This window comes from Pseudoduganella namucuonensis, from assembly GCF_900116645.1.
Classification (GTDB): domain Bacteria; phylum Pseudomonadota; class Gammaproteobacteria; order Burkholderiales; family Burkholderiaceae_D; genus Rugamonas; species Rugamonas namucuonensis.
Genome location: NZ_FPBO01000011.1, coordinates 110,998 through 127,749, shown reverse-complemented (window position 1 = coordinate 127,749; position 16,752 = coordinate 110,998). Strand labels below are relative to the sequence as shown.

At 66.0% G+C, this 16,752-nt stretch carries 10 protein-coding genes; 8 read left to right on the top strand and 2 right to left on the bottom strand.

Annotated elements, in window-relative coordinates:
* Positions 1-3: 3 nt before the first annotated feature.
* Complete coding sequence (locus tag BM436_RS13950) at positions 4-978, bottom strand: ABC transporter substrate-binding protein (protein WP_093556135.1); 975 nt, start codon at positions 976-978, stop codon at positions 4-6.
* Between the two features lie 202 nt (positions 979-1,180).
* On the opposite strand from BM436_RS13950, the gene BM436_RS13945 reads away from it, so the two are divergent.
* Genes BM436_RS13945 through BM436_RS13935 form a run of 3 tightly spaced genes read left to right on the top strand, consistent with a single transcriptional unit; the run spans position 1,181 to position 7,002 of the window.
* Positions 1,181-4,468 (top strand): type VI secretion system Vgr family protein, encoded by a 3,288-nt coding sequence (locus BM436_RS13945; protein ID WP_229490270.1) that lies wholly within the window; start codon positions 1,181-1,183, stop codon positions 4,466-4,468.
* Entirely contained in the window at positions 4,465-5,991 is a 1,527-nt protein-coding gene (locus BM436_RS13940) for a hypothetical protein (protein ID WP_093556133.1), read from the top strand. The genes BM436_RS13945 and BM436_RS13940 overlap by 4 nt, the downstream gene beginning before the upstream one ends.
* 3 nt (positions 5,992-5,994) lie before the next feature.
* Positions 5,995-7,002 carry a PoNe immunity protein domain-containing protein gene (locus tag BM436_RS13935; RefSeq protein WP_093556132.1) on the top strand — a complete coding sequence of 336 codons (1,008 nt, stop codon included), beginning with the start codon at positions 5,995-5,997 and terminating at the stop codon, positions 7,000-7,002.
* Between the two features lie 835 nt (positions 7,003-7,837).
* Here BM436_RS13935 and BM436_RS13930 read toward each other — a convergent pair.
* Entirely contained in the window at positions 7,838-8,881 is a 1,044-nt protein-coding gene (locus BM436_RS13930) for a hypothetical protein (RefSeq protein WP_093556131.1), read from the bottom strand.
* Positions 8,882-9,060: 179 nt separating this feature from the next.
* Here BM436_RS13930 and BM436_RS13925 point away from each other — a divergent pair, with 179 nt between their 5' ends.
* The 5 genes from BM436_RS13925 to tagF are packed head-to-tail and all read left to right on the top strand — an operon-like array spanning position 9,061 to position 16,751.
* Positions 9,061-9,900 (top strand): M15 family metallopeptidase, encoded by an 840-nt coding sequence (locus BM436_RS13925; RefSeq protein ID WP_229490268.1) that lies wholly within the window; start codon positions 9,061-9,063, stop codon positions 9,898-9,900.
* A gap of 14 nt (positions 9,901-9,914) precedes the next feature.
* Complete coding sequence (locus BM436_RS13920) at positions 9,915-10,178, top strand: PAAR domain-containing protein (RefSeq protein ID WP_093556129.1); 264 nt, start codon at positions 9,915-9,917, stop codon at positions 10,176-10,178.
* A 5-nt stretch (positions 10,179-10,183) separates the two neighbouring features.
* A complete protein-coding gene (locus BM436_RS13915) occupies positions 10,184-11,686 on the top strand; it encodes a hypothetical protein (RefSeq protein ID WP_143133121.1) in 1,503 nt (500 codons plus the stop codon).
* A gap of 8 nt (positions 11,687-11,694) precedes the next feature.
* Entirely contained in the window at positions 11,695-15,768 is a 4,074-nt protein-coding gene (tssM, locus tag BM436_RS13910) for a type VI secretion system membrane subunit TssM (protein WP_229490266.1), read from the top strand.
* Positions 15,765-16,751, top strand: a complete 987-nt coding sequence (gene tagF / locus BM436_RS13905) for a type VI secretion system-associated protein TagF (RefSeq protein WP_093556127.1) — start codon at positions 15,765-15,767, stop codon at positions 16,749-16,751. Before tssM ends, tagF begins: the two co-directional genes overlap by 4 nt.
* The last annotated feature ends 1 nt before the right edge of the window (position 16,752 follow it).

The following is a 16,752-nucleotide window of genomic DNA, read 5'->3' as shown; positions in this document are numbered from 1 at the left end:
TTATCAGTATTTACGGTTCGGGAATTCCTTGGCCGCGACTTCGGCCGGGAACACGCCTTCGGTTACCACGATACGCTTGGGCACCGGCTTGCCGGCCACCACATTGGCGGCCGCCTCCATCAGTTGGGGACCCAGCAGCGGGCTGCATTCGACCGTGACGTTCAGCTTCCCGGCCAGCATGGCCTCGAACGCGCCGCGCACGCCATCGATGGAGATGATGATGATGTCCTTGCCCGGTTTCAGGCCAGCTTCCTCGATGGCCTGGATCGCGCCGATGGCCATGTCGTCGTTGTGCGCGTACAGCACGTTGATGTTCTTGCCCTGGGCTTTCAGGAACGCCTCCATCACTTCCTTGCCCTTGGCGCGCGTGAAGTCGCCGGTCTGGGTGCGGATGACCTTCAGCTTGGGATTGCCCTTGATGATTTCCTCGAAGCCGGCCTTGCGGTCGATCGCCGGGGCCGAACCCACGGTGCCCTGCAGTTCGACGATGTTCAGCGTCGCGGCCGGCGACTTCTTGGCGTAGTCCACCAGCCAGCGGCCGGCCTTGCGGCCCTCTTCGACGAAGTCCGAGCCGATCAGCGTGGTGTACAGCGAGGGGTCGCTAACGTTAACGGAGCGGTCGGTCAGGATCACGGGGATCTTGGCGGCCTTGGCCTCCTTCAGCACCGTGTCCCAGCCCGATTCGACCACCGGCGAAAACGCGATCAGGTCCACGCGCTGGGCGATGAAGGAACGGATCGCCTTCACCTGGTTTTCCTGGCGCTGCTGCGCGTCGGCGAATTTCAGGGTGACGCCGGCCTTCTTGGCGGCGTCCTTGATCGACGCGGTGTTCGCGGTGCGCCACTCGCTCTCGGCGCCTACCTGCGAGAAACCGATGACCAGCGGCTTGGCCGCGAAGGCTGGAGCGGCGGTGCCGCCCATGGCTGCGATACCCAGTGCCAGTGCGGTGCCGAGGATGGTTCTGCGCGTGATCTTCATATGATGTCTCCGGTGGAATGTTATTCCGCTCATGGTAGAAGAAAGCGCCATAGCCATCCAATTCATTTTTTCTCGTAACCGATACTTATTTTGATATGGCGCCCACCCCGATTCAATTGAATCGCTCTTGCAAGGCCTGAATTTGTCAGGTGTAATGCCACCTCGCAATCATGTTTAATTTACAAGTACCGATCCAGTTCCCATGACCGCAATGCCCCCCGGCCTATTTATACAGCACTCGCGCCTGCTGCGACTGACCACGCCGCTCGGCGCAGACGAATTGCTGGCCGAATGCGTGCGCGGAGAGGAAGCCCTGGGCCGGGGCTTCCGTTTCGACGTGGCGGCGCTGTCGCTGCGGGCCGACGTGCGACTGCGCTCCCTGCTCGGCCAGCCCGCCCTGCTGGCGCTGCAAACGCCGTCCGGCGAGCGCCATTTCCACGGCCACGTCACCGCGGCGGAGATGCTGGGCGCGAATGGCGGCATGGCGCGCTACAAACTCACGCTGGAGCCCTGGACCGCGTTCCTGGCCCGCACCCGCGACAGCCGCATTTTCCAGGACATGACCGTGTTCGACATTCTGGACGCGGTGTTCGGCGCCTGGCAAGGCCAGGGCAAGCTGGCGCCGGCCTGGCGCTACGACCTTCGCGACCGCGCCGTCTACCCGCGCCGCAGCCTGACCACGCAATACCAGGAAAGCGACCTGGCCTTCGCCGAGCGCCTGATGGCCGAGGAAGGCCTGTTCCACTTCTACACGCACACCGGCGACGCCGCCGCGCCCACGCTGGGCAGCCACGAACTGGTGATCGCCGACCACAACGCCGCCTTCCAGCCCAATCCCCAGGCCGCGGTGCGCTATACCCAGCCCGGCGCCGTCATGCGCGAAGACAGCATGGACCGCTGGCGCGCCGAATACCGGCTGCAAACCAACGCCGTGGAACTGCAAAGCTGGGACTACCGCACCCGGGACACGCGCGCCGCCAGCGCCAGCGGCGAACAGGCCGAGGGCGTGTCGCTGATCAGCAACGACGTTCCCGGCGCCTACGCCTACGCCAGCCGCGAGCAGGGCCAGCGCATGGCCGCCATCGCCGTGGAGGCGCTGGAGGCGGCCAAGGAGATCCATGTGGGCGCCGGCACCGTGCGCACGCTGGCGCCCGGGACCACTTTCACGCTGACCGAACACGCGCTGGCCGACGAGGAATTCGCCGTGCTGCGCGTCGTGCACCTGATGCACAACAACTTGAGCGCGGAGTTGAGCGCCGGCGTCCAGGAGCGCCTGGGCGGCAGCCCTCTGTCGCTCGCCATCGCGGATGAAGGGCAAACCAGCCTGCACGCGGTGGGCAGGGAAGCCGGCGAGCGGCCGCTATACCGCAACCGGGTGGACGCCATCCGCGGCGCCGTCCCCTACCGCGCCCCGCGCGACGACGCGCACGGCGTGCCGCTGCGGCCACGGCCCACCGTTCGAGGGCAGCAGACCGGCATCGTGGTCGGGCCATTGGGCGCCGTCATCCACACGGACCGCGACCACCGCGTCAAGGTCCAGATGCATTGGCAGCGCGGCGACGCTGGCCAGAACCGCTTGCCGCATCCCGCGCCGGACACCCACACCGGCGCGCCCGGCGACGACAGCGCCGGCACCTGGCTGCGCGTGGCCACGCCGCTCGCGCCCGTGGCGGGCGCCAACTGGGGTGCCAACGCGCTACCGCGCGTCGGCCAGGAGGTGCTGGTCGACTTTCTGGAGGGCGACATCGACCGCCCGGTAGTGATCGGCGCGCTGTACAACGGCCAAGGCGGCGAGGACGCGCCACAGAACCAGGCCGCCCAGGGCTCGTCCCCGGCCACCGGCAACGCGCCCGCCTGGTTCCCCGGCACCGGCGGCGCCCACGCCCACCCGGCCGTCTTCTCCGGCCTGAAGAGCCAGGCCATGCAAAGCAGCCAGGCCGGCGGCGGCGCCTACAGCCAGCTGCTGTTCGACGACAGCGACGGCCAGCCGCGCCTGGCGCTGCAGCACCACGCCAAACAGCACACCGGCACGGCGGAACTGAACCTGGGCCACCTGCGCCACCAGAGCGACAACGAACGGCTGGCGCCATCCGGCTTCGGCGCGGAACTGAAGACGGAGCACAGCGTGGCCCTGCGCGCCGGCCGCGGCATGCTGCTGTCCGCCGACCAGCGCCAGGGCGCCAGCGGCGCGCAACTGGACTCGCGCGAAGCGGTCGGCCAGATCGAACAAAGCCAGCAACTGGCGGCGGCGCTGGCCGACACGGCGGCCAAGCACAACGCGGTACTTGGCGCGGCCGGGGCGTCGAGCGGGGCGGGTGGCGCCAGCGGCGCGTCCGGTGGCGCCTCCGGAAGCGGATCCGGCGCCGGCGGTGCGGCGGCCCCGGAGGCGGGAAGCTCCCTGCCCGCCATCGAGCAACTGGCCCGCACGGCGGAAGCGGCCAGCGCCAGCGACAACGGCGCGGGCGCGGGCGAGGCCGAGGGCGGCGCTGGCAGCGCCATCAGCTACGGCGCCGCGCTGCTGCAACTGTCCACCCCATCCGGCATCGCCGCCCTGACACCGGCCAACGCCATCCTCGGCGCCGGCTCGAACAGCAGCGTGACGGCCGGCCAGGACATCAATTTCGCCGTCCAGGGCAACGCGCTGCACACCGTGGGCGGCGGCATCTCCCTGTTCACTTACGGGAAAGCGTCCAAGGCGGACAAGCCGAACCAGGAAACGGGCCTGAAGCTGCACGCCGCCAGCGGCAAACTGAGTAGCCAGAGCCAAGCCGGCCCCACGCGCGTCACGGCCGACAAGGGCATCACCGTGGCCAGCACCGCCAAGTCCATCAACATCGCGGCCAAGAGCCACGTCCGGCTCACCGCGCAAGGCGCATGGATCAAGCTCGAAGGCGGCAACATCGAAGTGCACGGGCCGGGCAAGATGGAATTCAAGGCCAGCCAGAAGGAACTCACCGGCCCGCAAAGCGCCAGCCCCACCCTGCCCCACATGCCCAAGGCCGGCGAGATGGACAACTTCCTGGAACTGAACTACCGCTGGGACGACATGCAGCCCATGGTCGGCGCGCCCTACAAGGTGCTGTTCGACACCGGCGTCACTATCGCGGGCAAGCTGGATGCCCAAGGGTTCGCGCGCCTGGAAAACATCCCCAACGCCGGCGCCACCGTCGTCTACGGCGAGGACGAGCGCGACGCCGTGTTGCGCAAGCCGCTCAAGCCCAACGCGGTCGCCGGCGCCAAGCCCAAGACCGACGAGGAAGCGAAAGCCATCCTGGACGCCTACCTGGCCCAGGAGGACGCTTACTACAAGGACAACTTCTTCCCCGACGAGATCGCGGAAATGGCCGACGCCATGGGCGACGGCGTCAGCGAACTGGAATACGACTTCCACTACGACGACTACCGCTACGCGGACGAGGACAGCCCCGCATCGCGCGAGGCCGAACGCGGCTACCGCGAGCTGCACGAAGGCGACGAGGAACAGGCATGAGCACCATACCAGCGGCCGGACCGGCCTCCCGCGCGCTGCGCAGCGCCGACAACAGCATAGGCACCTGGCTGACCGACCTGGTGACGGGCGCCGGTTCGTCGCCGTCGCACATCATCGTCACCGGCGTGCTGGGCGTGGTGCCCGGCGTCGGCCAGGCGATGGATGCGCGCGATCTCATCGTGGGCATCATCGCGATCGCCAAATCGCCGGCCGCCATCGGCGGCTGGGTGGAGCTGGCGATCACGCTGGTCGGCTGCGTGCCGGCGGCGGGCGACGCGCTCAAGGTCGGCTTCAAATTGATGAAACAGGGCCATAGCTTCGGCCGCGTGCTGGAGGCGGTGTCGCCCAAGCTGCGCGGCAATGTCGAGAAATACATGCGCAAGGTGGATTGGGGCATGCTGGCCGGCGAGGCCAAAGGCCTGTTCACCAAGGTGATCGCCGCCTTCATCGATGGGCTGGACAGCTGGATCGTGAAGGCGGTGGCAGGCGGACCGCAGGTCAGGCAGATCATCGGCGAATTGCAGGCGGTGCAGCGCAGCGCGCCGAAGATGATAGACGAGGCCTTCGGCGAACTGAAGGCCATGCACGCGAAGATGATGGGGCACGAGCTGCCGGGGAGCACGGCGGCCGTGGCGGCGACGACCAGCAAGGCCACGCGCCGTGAAGCGCAGGAAGCGTTCGGCGCCACCGCGTCGCGGCAGCAGATCCAAGCGGCACGGACCGAGCGCAAGCTGGTGGCGAAGCGTAGCCAGGACGTGAAAGCCAATCGGGCCTCGCCGAATTCGACAACGGCCAGCACCAAGAAGAAGGGACAGCCTAAGAAGCGGAACTGGCTCAGCGGCATTCCGGCGGAGCACATCACGGACTATTACGTGAAGACCAAGCATGTCGGCTTCCGCAAATCCAACAACGGCGGAAAACTGACCGAAGAGTACAGCGTGCCGCACAATGGCATTGACCATTTGTGGCATAACAAGGTCAACATCGCCAAGCCTTTTGTCGTAGGCGAAACGAAATCGAGCATCTTCGATTCGTTCAAGCTGATGGCCGCGTTGCCAGCGGATCTGAAGGCCAATTTCGACGTATTGCGTGCGAACGAAGCGGCAAATCCCACGCCAAGTGGGCAACCGAACATCTTCCACAATCAAAACCGGGATCAACACGCGAACCAGCGTGTGCCCATTGACGGTAGCCCCGCTAATGACGAGTCTGTGAGAAAAGGCGTCAACAAGCCGGGTGTGGACAAGGACGGAAATCCGACCAATTTAGCCACCCAAATGAGTCACCAGTGGATCCTTCGAGGCGTGGCCAAGGAGAATTTAACCGCCAATGGTCAGCTCCTATTACCGTTGATCAATCGATTTCGAACACGGCGAACCCTATCGCCAGATGCTCCAGCGCCGTATCAGCGATGGATATCGCTTGTGACGGGCCGGCAGTTACACAAACACCAACAATCCAAAGGCGCAGCGCACGATATCCAAGTGATAATGCACTTGCCGGATAATATTTTAAATAGGTAATTTATGCAGAAACTCAGCCCTGAATTTTTCAAAAACAACAAAAGAGAAAAACTTCTTGACTACAAGGTGTATTCGTCGAACTTCGATGAAACCTCAGAGTTGCTGGAGATTGTCCGAGAGTCGCTCATGCTTCCAAAGGAGCGGCTCGATGCCCTGCCACCTGAAAATATTATGATGACAACAAGCCAAGGGGCCTGGATGTCGCTGGACCTCGTTGTAAGCTGTTACAGCGCGGGCCATCCATTGATCGAGCTGCGTAGTTTCTTTGCCTCTGTGCTGAATTATTGGGAAGAGTATACAAAGTACTCCAAAGTATATAACGACAGTCTCCCTGACGGCAGCACTCATTCCGCGCACATTCCGCTCGGCGACGATGACTACAGCTACGCAAACCAGCTTCTAAGTTTTGCTCTTCTTTTCGGGTACTCAAATAGACTTAAAGAAATCGCGTCCTGGATAGACTACAACAACCCGCAGCAAGACGGCATGTTGGAACGCATACTCACAACCAGCATTGACAGGGCGACTCCGCCGCCCAGCGAATGTATAAGACACCTTCCCTATTTTAAAACTATCAAGATATTTGATGCCGACGCCCCACAACGCTCGGATCTAATGCGCGAATATCTGGAAGACTGGTATCAAGCGAGTCGGCGCGAAGCCTATTACGATAGTCACAAACGCAATCTTGTGTTTAAAGGATATTGGTCATGGGAAGCGGCCGCCATCACTTTCATACTAGGGATAGATGACACATGTTTTCAAAATGCAGCGTTTTACCCCAAGGACTTGGTTGATTTCGCACACGATGCGGAGGTTCAGTACACACCTGCAGGAACAGCGCCACTCAAGGATAACGAATTAAGGACAAAAGCCGGTGACCCATGCCCCAGAACGGGCGAGTGGGAATCCCTGGACATCCCACATCAAGTCAATACATTCACCGAAGGTGAAATCATTCCGAACCTCGGTTCACACTATGGCCTTACGATTTGGAAATATCTTGGCTAAGCCACCACTGTCCTCCAATTAAGCCAGGCTTCCAAACCGGGGACAGACCACGTTTTTGAGGAAATATTGCTCGAAAATCGTGGTCTGTCCCCGGTCTATGAGAGCCGCCCCGCGCACGCTGGGCGGCTTTTTTTCGTCCGCAGTGATGCTGAAACGCTGTTTAAAGCCCTTTTCGCATCAAATTCTGGCTTGATCATGCTAGAAACTGGCCTGACGAGGCGAAAATCGCAGGCGCTGCGACGCATCTGCGGCCGTTGGAAGGAGTCAGCTACGGAGAATCAGAAGAATGGGCGCCAGCCGTTCAGCTATCAAGCAGATTTCAGTTAGGATCAAGTCGGCGTCTTTTCCATCTCTGCAATGAACTTCGCATGAAAGCCAGAGCCCCATTCCTGGCAAATGGCAATCATTGAATACGGCTTCAACGCCCATGGCATACCTGCAAGTCGAACCGTAATTGCCCTAGGATCCAGTCATGAAAAAATAATCCCACTCACATACCCGCCCAGGATGGCACAGCAATAATGGAAACTCGGGTCGGAGTCTAATGCCGTTAAGTTAAGCCAATTGACACGTAGGGCGGAGTAGCGCGCAGCGCTATTCCGCCGGATGCGTGCGGGCCTGCATACATCCGGCGGAACTAAAGCCCCGCCCTACGGGGCCCAAACGGACCTTAACTTAACGGCATTAGGGTCGGAGTCAGCGCGGAACAATACAAGACCCACAAGACCACATCAGCCGATGAATCAAGAAGTCCTTGACCATCCCCTTTAGTAAGCGGAACACGCGCTTACTAAATGGAATGGTCCATTAGCTGAAGACGCTCGGAAAGGCCGCGCTACGCCTCGGGCGTTTCTTTCGCCAAACTCACCGGAGGCTTGCACTGCTGATCATCCGCGGCATTGGCGCAAGCCCGCGCGCGGCACTGATCCGCTCCTTTGGAACCCAATTGGCGGCATTGTTTCAGGCGCGAGGCCAGTGATTCCATTTTCGCCGGCCGCGTATGGGCCACCAGCGCGGCCAGCAATTCCACGTCGTTATCTTTCACTGGCGCCGGCTTCGCCTCTTTCTTGCGCGTCGTGGTGGCCTTGGCCAATTTCGGCGCGGACGATTTGGCTTTCGCCTGCGCCGCCACGCGTATATCCCGCTCGCTGGTTTTCTTTTTGGCGGCCTTGGTCTCGGCCGGCTTGGCTTCCGCGACTTTGCGAACCGGCGCCGGTCCGTTCAGCATTTCATGCAGCGACTGTTCGCGCTCGGCCGCCGGCGCGTCCTGTATGGTGGCGACCGCCGGTGCGGCCGCAGCTTTGGCCAGCGACGGCGCGGCCAGCGCGGCGGCGATGTCGGCGCTATTGCCCGGCGCCGATTCAGATGCGCCTACGACGGGCGGGGCTGCAGTATTCGCCAAAGACGCGGCGGCGGCTGGCGGAGTGACCGTAGCCGCCGGCGAGGCGCCTGCGCCAGCAGCGGCAGACGCATCCACCGCCGCAGTGGCCGCCTCGCCCGCCCCAGCCATCGCATGGACGGGGTCCGGGACGCCGGCGCCGTTGTCGACCAAGGCCACAGTGCCGGTATCCTCGGGGCTCGACAGCGGCTCCAGCTTATCCGCAGGGGCCGGCTCCATTTGCGCCAGCACCGTCCCGCTCTGCGGACCGTCGATCACCCACGCCGTCGCGCCGCCCAGCAGCGCCACCAGCACGGCGACGCCGCCCCACACCAGCCCTTTGCGGCGGCGTTTCACGCCGGGCGCGGAGGCCGGGGCGGCCTTCTTCTTGCGGCCGCCATCGAGGTCGCTCAGGATGCCTGGCTCGTTCCCGGCCGCGGCCGGTTCGCTGGACAACAGGCTGGGCCGGGCCGCCGGCCGCTGCGGTTCGTCATGTTGCAAGATTGACTCCTTATTAACTTTCCCGCGACTCTACCTTAAACAACAAAAACGTGACGCATGGTAGAAAAGATAACAGCGCGCCCCGCGTTTCAATCGTGCGCGGCATTGTCAGAAGCTTAAGATATACTCAGAGCAATGCTTTTAGGATAACTTTTTCGGGCCAGACGACGGGGTGCTGTGTGTTTTTGTTAGCGGTGGCGATGTATTTCCTGCTGGCTTGCCTGATCAGTTGGCTGGTGCTGTTTCCAGCCGGCCGCGATCTGTTCGTGGGCACGCTGGAACGCACCGGGCTGCGCTTGCGGCGCCGCTTCGCCACGCTGGCGCAGCGCCAGGAACAGGGCGCGATGGAGTTGCAGCGTTCGGGCCGCGCGCAACTGGCCGGCGTGGCGGCCTTCCTGCGCAGGAACTACATGCTGTGCGCGGCCGGCCTGCTGCTGGTTTGCGTGCCGCCGCTGATCGCGCTGCTGGCCGGCGGCCGTCCTTCGCTGAGCGGATTCGAGGCATCCACGCGGGAGGTCAACCCGCAGGTGGCCGGCTTGCTGGAGGGCGAACAGCTGGTGCCGCCCCCCCCGCTGCCGCCGTTGGCTTTCACCACGGCGGAAGTACAGCTGGAGCGGCCGATGATCGCCACCGCTAGCCGCGACTGGGCATTGCTGGACAAGACCTATGCGCAGCGCCTGCTGATGGCGTTCCGCATCATGAAGGAGCGGCACGGATATGAGATGGCGATCCTGGAAGGCTACCGCAGCCCGGAGCGCCAGGACACCCTGGCCAGGCTGGGTCCCGGCGTGACCAACGCGGCGGCGTTCCAGAGCTGGCACCAGTACGGGCTTGCCGCCGACTGCGCCTTCGTCCGAGACGGCAGGCTGGTGATCAGCGAGCAGGACCCGTGGGCCATGCGCGGCTACCAGCTGTATGGCGAGGTGGCGGAGTCGCTGGGCCTGACGTGGGGCGGCCGCTGGAAGATGCGCGACTTCGGTCACACGGAACTGCGTGTGGCCGGCGTGATGAAACGATAGACAGGAGCATAGATATGGCAGGGCCTTTCATCAGACTGGGAGACAAGCTCTCGCACGGCGGCGCCGTGGTGCAGGCGTCGCCCCATAGCGACAGCGCGGGCATCGGCATCGCCCGCGTCGGCGACAAGGTCGCGTGCGCGGTGCACGGTCCCGGGGTGATCGTCACAGGCGACGCCACCATGCTGGTGGACGGCCAGCCCGCCGCGCGCCAGGGCGACAAGACCAGCTGCGGCGCGTCGCTGATCGCGTCCCAGCAAGCCACCACGGACCAGGTCTGAACGCCATGCAGGCATGGTTCAGGGGCGCATTGCTCTCCGTGCTGGCCTTCGGGGGCAGCTGGACGGGCTCCATATGGTACTGGCGCAGCACCAACCGCATGCCCGCCACCGGCGAGCTGGCGGCGTATCTGCTCGCGCTGCCGCTGGCGCTGCTGATGGGGTATTGGCTGCTGCGCAAGGGCGCGGAGACGTGGAGCGCGCGCGAGCCCGCCGCAACCGGGGCCAACGCGCCATCTGGCGTGTCCGCCGCATCGGCGACGGACACCGCCGCGCGGCTTCCGGTGGCCGGACTGCGGATAGCCGCCGCCGCGCTGCGCGCGCCGCACGGCGAGTCGGCCGCGGCGCTTGCCGAAGCCATGGCCTCCAACAAGGCCCGTCCGGAACTGGACAAGGATTTGCATGACGATGACGGCTTTCCCGTCATGAGCCTGCGGGCCGATGGCGTGGATGAAGAGGCCATCGCTCGGGAAGTCAACCAGTGGCTGGAGGACAACGGCCAGGCCGCCCTGAACGCGCGCGCCGAGTTCTGGCGCGCGCTGGCGCTGGCCACGCCCGTGGTCGAGGAACTGGCGCTGTCGGCGGCCGGCCACCAGCGGCTGGCGGAAGCCGCCGCGCTGGCTGGCGGCCATGGCAATCCGGGCCAGGCCAGCCGCGCGATGAACGCCATCCCCATGCTGCAACTGGCGGCCCTGCTGCCGCCGGACTGGAACGGCCAATGGCGCGACGTGGCCGGCCGCTGGCTGCGGCAGCAACTGGTGCTGGCAGGCTGGCCGCAAGATCGCGTTTCCGTCAACACCCGTCCGGACCAACATCCCGGCCCGCTGCTGGCCGCGCTGCGAGACAGCGCCGAGCCATGCATCGCGCTGCTGCTGGCCTGCGCGTCGCATATCGGCGCCGCCACCATCGACGCGTGGGCCGGGGACAACCTCTTGTTCACGTCGTCGCAGCCGCAGGGCGCCATGCCCGGCGAGGGCGCGGCCGGCCTGCTGCTGGCGGACGAGGAACAGGCCAGGCTGCTCGGCGCCGGCCCCTACCCGCTGTTGGCCGCCGTCGCGGCGGGCAGCCGGAGGGACGACGTGGACAAGGCCCGCAGCGGCGAGTGCGCGCTGCTCAAGCAACTGGCGCGGCAAGCGCTCAAGCCATTGGAACAAGAAGCTTCCGCGCGGGCGGCGCAGGCAACTCCGCCGGATGGCCAACCCGCCGCCGCGCCGGACGATGTCGCGCCCGAACCGGCCGTCGCACTGATCGTCGCCGACACCGGCCACCGCGGCGCGCGTGTGATGGAACTGATGGCCGCCAGCCATGCGCTGCAGCCGCGGCTCGACCCGGCCAAGGACATCCTCGCGCTGGGCAACGCCACCGGCCAGGCGGGCAACGCCGGCTTCCTGGCGGCCCTGGCGCTGGCCTGGCACGAAACACAAGAACGCGGCGAGCCGGTGCTGTGCATCGCCAACGAAGATCCCTACCTGCGCTGCGCGGCCCTGATCCGGCCCGCGACGCCTGCATGACCAAGACCATGACCACTATGACTATCGACAAGCTCCGGCATTCCCTCACCTCGCGCACCGCCCTGCTGCTGCTCGGATGGATCGCCCTCGGCGCCTTCCTGTGGATCGGCGCCGCCCTGCTGCGGCTGCCCTCCTCGCTGGCCTGGACCGTCTACGCCGTGGCCCTGGCCATCGGCGCGGCCGTCTGGCTGTGGCGCCGGCAGCGCCACCAGCGCTCCTCCAGGCAGCTGGGCGACATGCTGGAACAGCAGGCGCACCAGGCCCCGCCCAAGGCGGACGCGCTGCAGCGCCAGGAGACGGACGCGCTGCGCAAGCGCATGCTGGACGCCATCGCCACCATCAAGCAGTCCAAGCTGGGCCAGTTCTCCGGCAACGACGCGCTGTATGAACTGCCCTGGTATATGGTGATCGGCAATCCTGCGGCCGGCAAAAGCACCGCCATCGCCAGCTCCGGCCTGCAGTTCCCCTTCGCCGACAGCAAGATCGTGCAGGGCGTGGGCGGCACCCGCAATTGCGACTGGTTCTTCACCACCGACGGCATCCTGCTCGACACCGCCGGCCGCTATTCGGTGGCCGACGAGGACCGCGCCGAGTGGTTCGGCTTCCTGGACCTGCTGAAGAAGTACCGCAAGAAGGCGCCCATCAACGGCGTCATCATCGCCGTCAGCGTGGCCGAACTGGCGGGCAACCGTCCCGAGTTCGCCATCAACCTGGCCAAGAACCTGCGCCAGCGCGTGCAGGAAGTGACCGAACGCCTGGCCGTGCACGCGCCCGTCTACATCGTGTTCACCAAGGCGGATCTGATCAACGGCTTCAACGAATTCTTCCAGGACAGCGAGCTCGGTGAGCGCGACCGCGTGTGGGGCGCCACCCTGCCCTACAGCCAGCAGACCACCAGCTCGCAGGTGCTGGACCAGTTCGACACCCGCTTCGACGAGCTGCACGACGGCCTGAAGGACATGAGCCGCGCCAGCATGGCGCTGCAGTGGCGCGAACGCATGCCGCCGGGCGTGTTCACCTTCCCGCTGGAGTTCGCGTCCATCAAGGGTCCGCTGCGCACCTTCATCGCCACGCTGTTCGAGGAAAACCCCTTCCAGTTCAAGCCCGTGTTCCGCGGCTTCTACTTCACCAGCGCGCTGCAGGAGGGCGAGGCGGTGTCCGCCTCGTCGCAGCGCGTGGCGCAGCGTTTCGACCTGAAACTGCAGCCGCCGCACCACGACGCGGCGCACCAGCAGAAAGGCTACTTCCTGCTCAACCTGTTCCGCCAGGTGATCTTCGCGGACAAGAACCTGGTGGCGCAATACGCCAGCCCTGCCCGCACCCGCATGCGCTACGCGGCCTTCTTCGCCGCCATGGCGGTGGTGGGCCTGGCCCTGGGCGGCTGGAGCTGGTCCTATATGAACAACCGCCAGCTGGTGGCGAACGTGGAGGCGGACCTGCAGCAGGCCGTGCGCCTGCAGGACAAGCGCTTCGACCTGCAATCGCGTTTCCAGGCGCTGGAGGTGCTGCAGGACCGCATCGAGCAGCTGGAGGGTTACAAGAAGAGCCGTCCGCTGTCGCTCAGCCTGGGCCTGTACCAGGGCCAGACGCTGGATCGCAAGCTGCGCGAGGAATACTTCAACGGCGTACGCGAGGTGATGCTGAAGCCAGTGGGCCAGTCGCTGGAAGCCTTCCTGACGGATCTGAACGCGGGAACGGAGGCGTTGCAACCCGCCGCGCGCCCGGTCGCCGCCGTCGCCACCACGGGCGCGGGCGCAAGCCCGGCGGTGCTCTCCAACGCGTCCCTGCAATTCAAGGACGCCTCGCCCGCCAACGCGGAAGACGCCTACAACGCGCTGAAAACCTATCTGATGCTGGGCGATAAGTCGCGCGCCGAGGCCGGCCACCTGAACGACCAGTTGACCCGCTTCTGGCGCTCATGGCTGGACTCGAACCGCGGCGCCATGCCGCGCGAGCAGATGATACGCAGCGCCGAGCGCATGATCTCCTTCTACCTGGCGCAGGTGAACGACACCTCCTGGCCCACCATCGACACCAAGCTGGCCCTGGTGGACCAGAGCCGCGACAAGCTGCGCCGCGTGGTGCGCGGCCTGCCCGCCCGCGAGCGCGTGTACGCCGACGTGAAGGCCCGCGCCGCCACCCGCTATCCGTCGATGACCGTGGCCCGCATCGTGGGCGACCAGGACAAGGAACTGCTGCTGGGCAGCTACGCCATCCCCGGCGGCTTCACCCGCGAGGCCTGGGAAGGCTTCGTGCAGGACGCGTTCAAGGAGGCCGCCAACGGCGAGCTGCAAAGCGCGGACTGGGTGCTGAAGACGGCGTCGAAGGACGACCTGACCCTGGAGGGCAGCCCGGAACAGATCCAGAAATCGCTGGTGGAGCTGTACAAGAACGACTACGCCAGGGAATGGCAGAAGTTCGTCCAGGGCGTGACCATCCGCGACCTGGGCGGCTTCGACCACGCGGCGGCGGCCATGAACCGCCTGGGCGACCCGCAGGTGTCGCCGCTGAACAAGCTGGTCTCCACCGTCTACCAGCAGACCTCGTGGGACAACCCGTCGCTGCTGGACGCGGGCATGCAGCGCGCGCAGCGCGGCGTGGCCGGCTGGTTCCGCGAAACCATCCTGCGCCAGGCGCCGTCGCAGATCAATGTGAACATCTCCAACACGTCGGCGCAGAACGCCGCCCTGCCGCTCGGCCCCGTGGGCCGTGAATTCGCCGGCGTGGCGCGCCTGGTGGTGGCCAAGGACAAGGACGCCTCGCTGATGCGCGGCTACATGGAGCAGCTGGCCAAGCTGCGCGGCCGCATCAACCAGATCAAGAACCAGGGCGACACCGGCCCCGGCGCCAAGCAGCTGATGCAGCAAACGCTGGACGGCAGCGGCTCCGAACTCGCCGAAGCGCTGCGCTACGTGGACGAGCAGATGCTGACCGGGATGACCGACACCCAGAAGGAGGCGCTGCGCCCCATCCTCGTGCGTCCGCTGATGCAGACCTTCGCCGTCATCGTCCGTCCCACCGAGGAAGAGATCAACAAGGTTTGGGCGGCGCAGGTGATCGCGCCGTTCCGCCAGAACCTGGCGCTGAAGTATCCGTTCGCCACCGAGTCCAAGGCCGAGGCGAGCAACGCCGAAATCGGCGAGATCTTCGGACCGGAGGGCGCCATCGCCAAGTTCTTCAACACCACCGTCGGCCCGCTGGTGGTACGGCGCGGCGACACGCTGAGCGGCAGGACCTGGGCCAACATGGGCATCAACTTGGCGCCCACCGTCGCGGCCAGCTTCCCGGCCTGGGTGGCGCCGCTGAACGCGGCCGGCGTGGCCAACGCGGTCGCGTCCACCGCCGGCGAGGCGCAGACCCGCTTCGAGCTGCAGGCGCTGGGCTCGGCCGGCGCCACCGAGTTCACCATCGAGATCGACGGCCAGGCGCTGCGCTGGCGCGGCCAGCCGCAACCATGGGTGAACATGGTGTGGCCGAATCCCCAGGGCGTGCCCGGCGCCCGCATCACCGCCATCACGCCGGAAGGCCGCCAGGTGGTGCTGTTGAACGAAACCGGCCACTTCGGCCTGAAGAAAATGATAGACGCATCCACCCGCAAGAAAAAAGACGGCGGCGTGTTCGAGCTGACCTGGAACAACGCCGGTGTCGCCGTCACCGCCAACCTGAAGATCAACCCGACGCCGGCGCCGCCTCCCGCCCCCGTGCCGCAGCAGGCGTCCGGCTTCAAGCGCCTGCGCCTGCCGGACACCGTGGTCCTGCCGTCGGCATTGCCCGCCGCGGCGACGGGTGGCGCGGCGACCGGAACGGCCGGCGGAACGCCTGCGGCCGGGTCACCCGGTGCTCCGGCCGGCGGTCCAGCCGGTGCGCCCGGCGCGCCACCGGGAGCGCCATCCGGCGCACCGGGCGCGCCGCCCGCCGGAACCCCGCCGGGCTCGGCGCCGCGACAGCCGGCGCCCGCTCCCGGAACGTCTCCATCCGGCATTCCCGGCCGCCCCTCCGTGCCGCCCCCGGCCGCGCCGGTGGCGCCGTCCACCTCCACCATGGCCGGTGGCCGCGCCACCATCGCGGAGGTGCGGCAATGAAGGGCAACGTGACGCCGACCGCCGTCGGCTATTTCGGCAAGATCCCCAGCCGCGGCGACTTCGTCAAGGGCAGCGACAACCCCGCGCTGATCAAGGTGCTGGACAACTGGCTGGCGCAGGCCATGGACCTGCTCAGCGCCGACGCGCGCTGGAAGCTCACCTACGACGCCCTGGCGCCGCTGCACTTCGCCTTCGTCGGGCCACGCCGCCGCCATGCGATCGGCGGACATATCGTGGCCAGCAGCGACCAGTCCAGCCGCCGCTTCCCCTTCCTCATGATGAGCAGCATGGAGGCGCCCGAGCCGGCCGGCTTCGTGCCGAACGCGCCGCTGGTGCTGAGCCGCCTGTGGACCCGGCTGGAAAGCCTGACGGCCGGCGTGTTGCAGGCGTCCGAACCGACGTCCGCGCTGCACGCCGCCGCCAGCCACGTGGTGGACCTGGACCTGCGCCCGGCCGCCTACGACGCCGCCTTCAACGACTTCATGGAGCTGCAGACCGTGGGCGCGCTGGACGCCATGCTGTCCCAGGCCGGCTTCGCCGGTTCCGTGCGGCAGATGTTGCTCGCGCTGGGCATGCTGCTGCAGCCGGTGCTGGCCAGCAGCTCCAGCCGCCTCGAAAAGAGCCTGCTGCTGCCGCTGCCCAACGACCCCATGTACCGCAACCTGGTGGCGGCCTACTGGATGCACCTGATCACGCCGTTCCTGGCGCGCGCCGACTTCGAACTGGCGCTGTTCCTCACACGCGTGGCCAACCGTCCGGTGCTGGTGCTGGGCTTCAGCGGCGCCTCGGCGCACACGCTGCAAGCCATCATGGACCCGCAGGTCGGCGTGGACCACCACATCGCCTTCGACCAGCTGGACTGGGTGGAGGACCAGGTGCACGCCGACTACGCCAGCAAGAAGGCCTCGACCTACCTGTCGCAACCCAACCTGTCACTCAAGTCCGCGCTCGACTCGCTGCACGCGGCCTATATCGGAAGCTGAA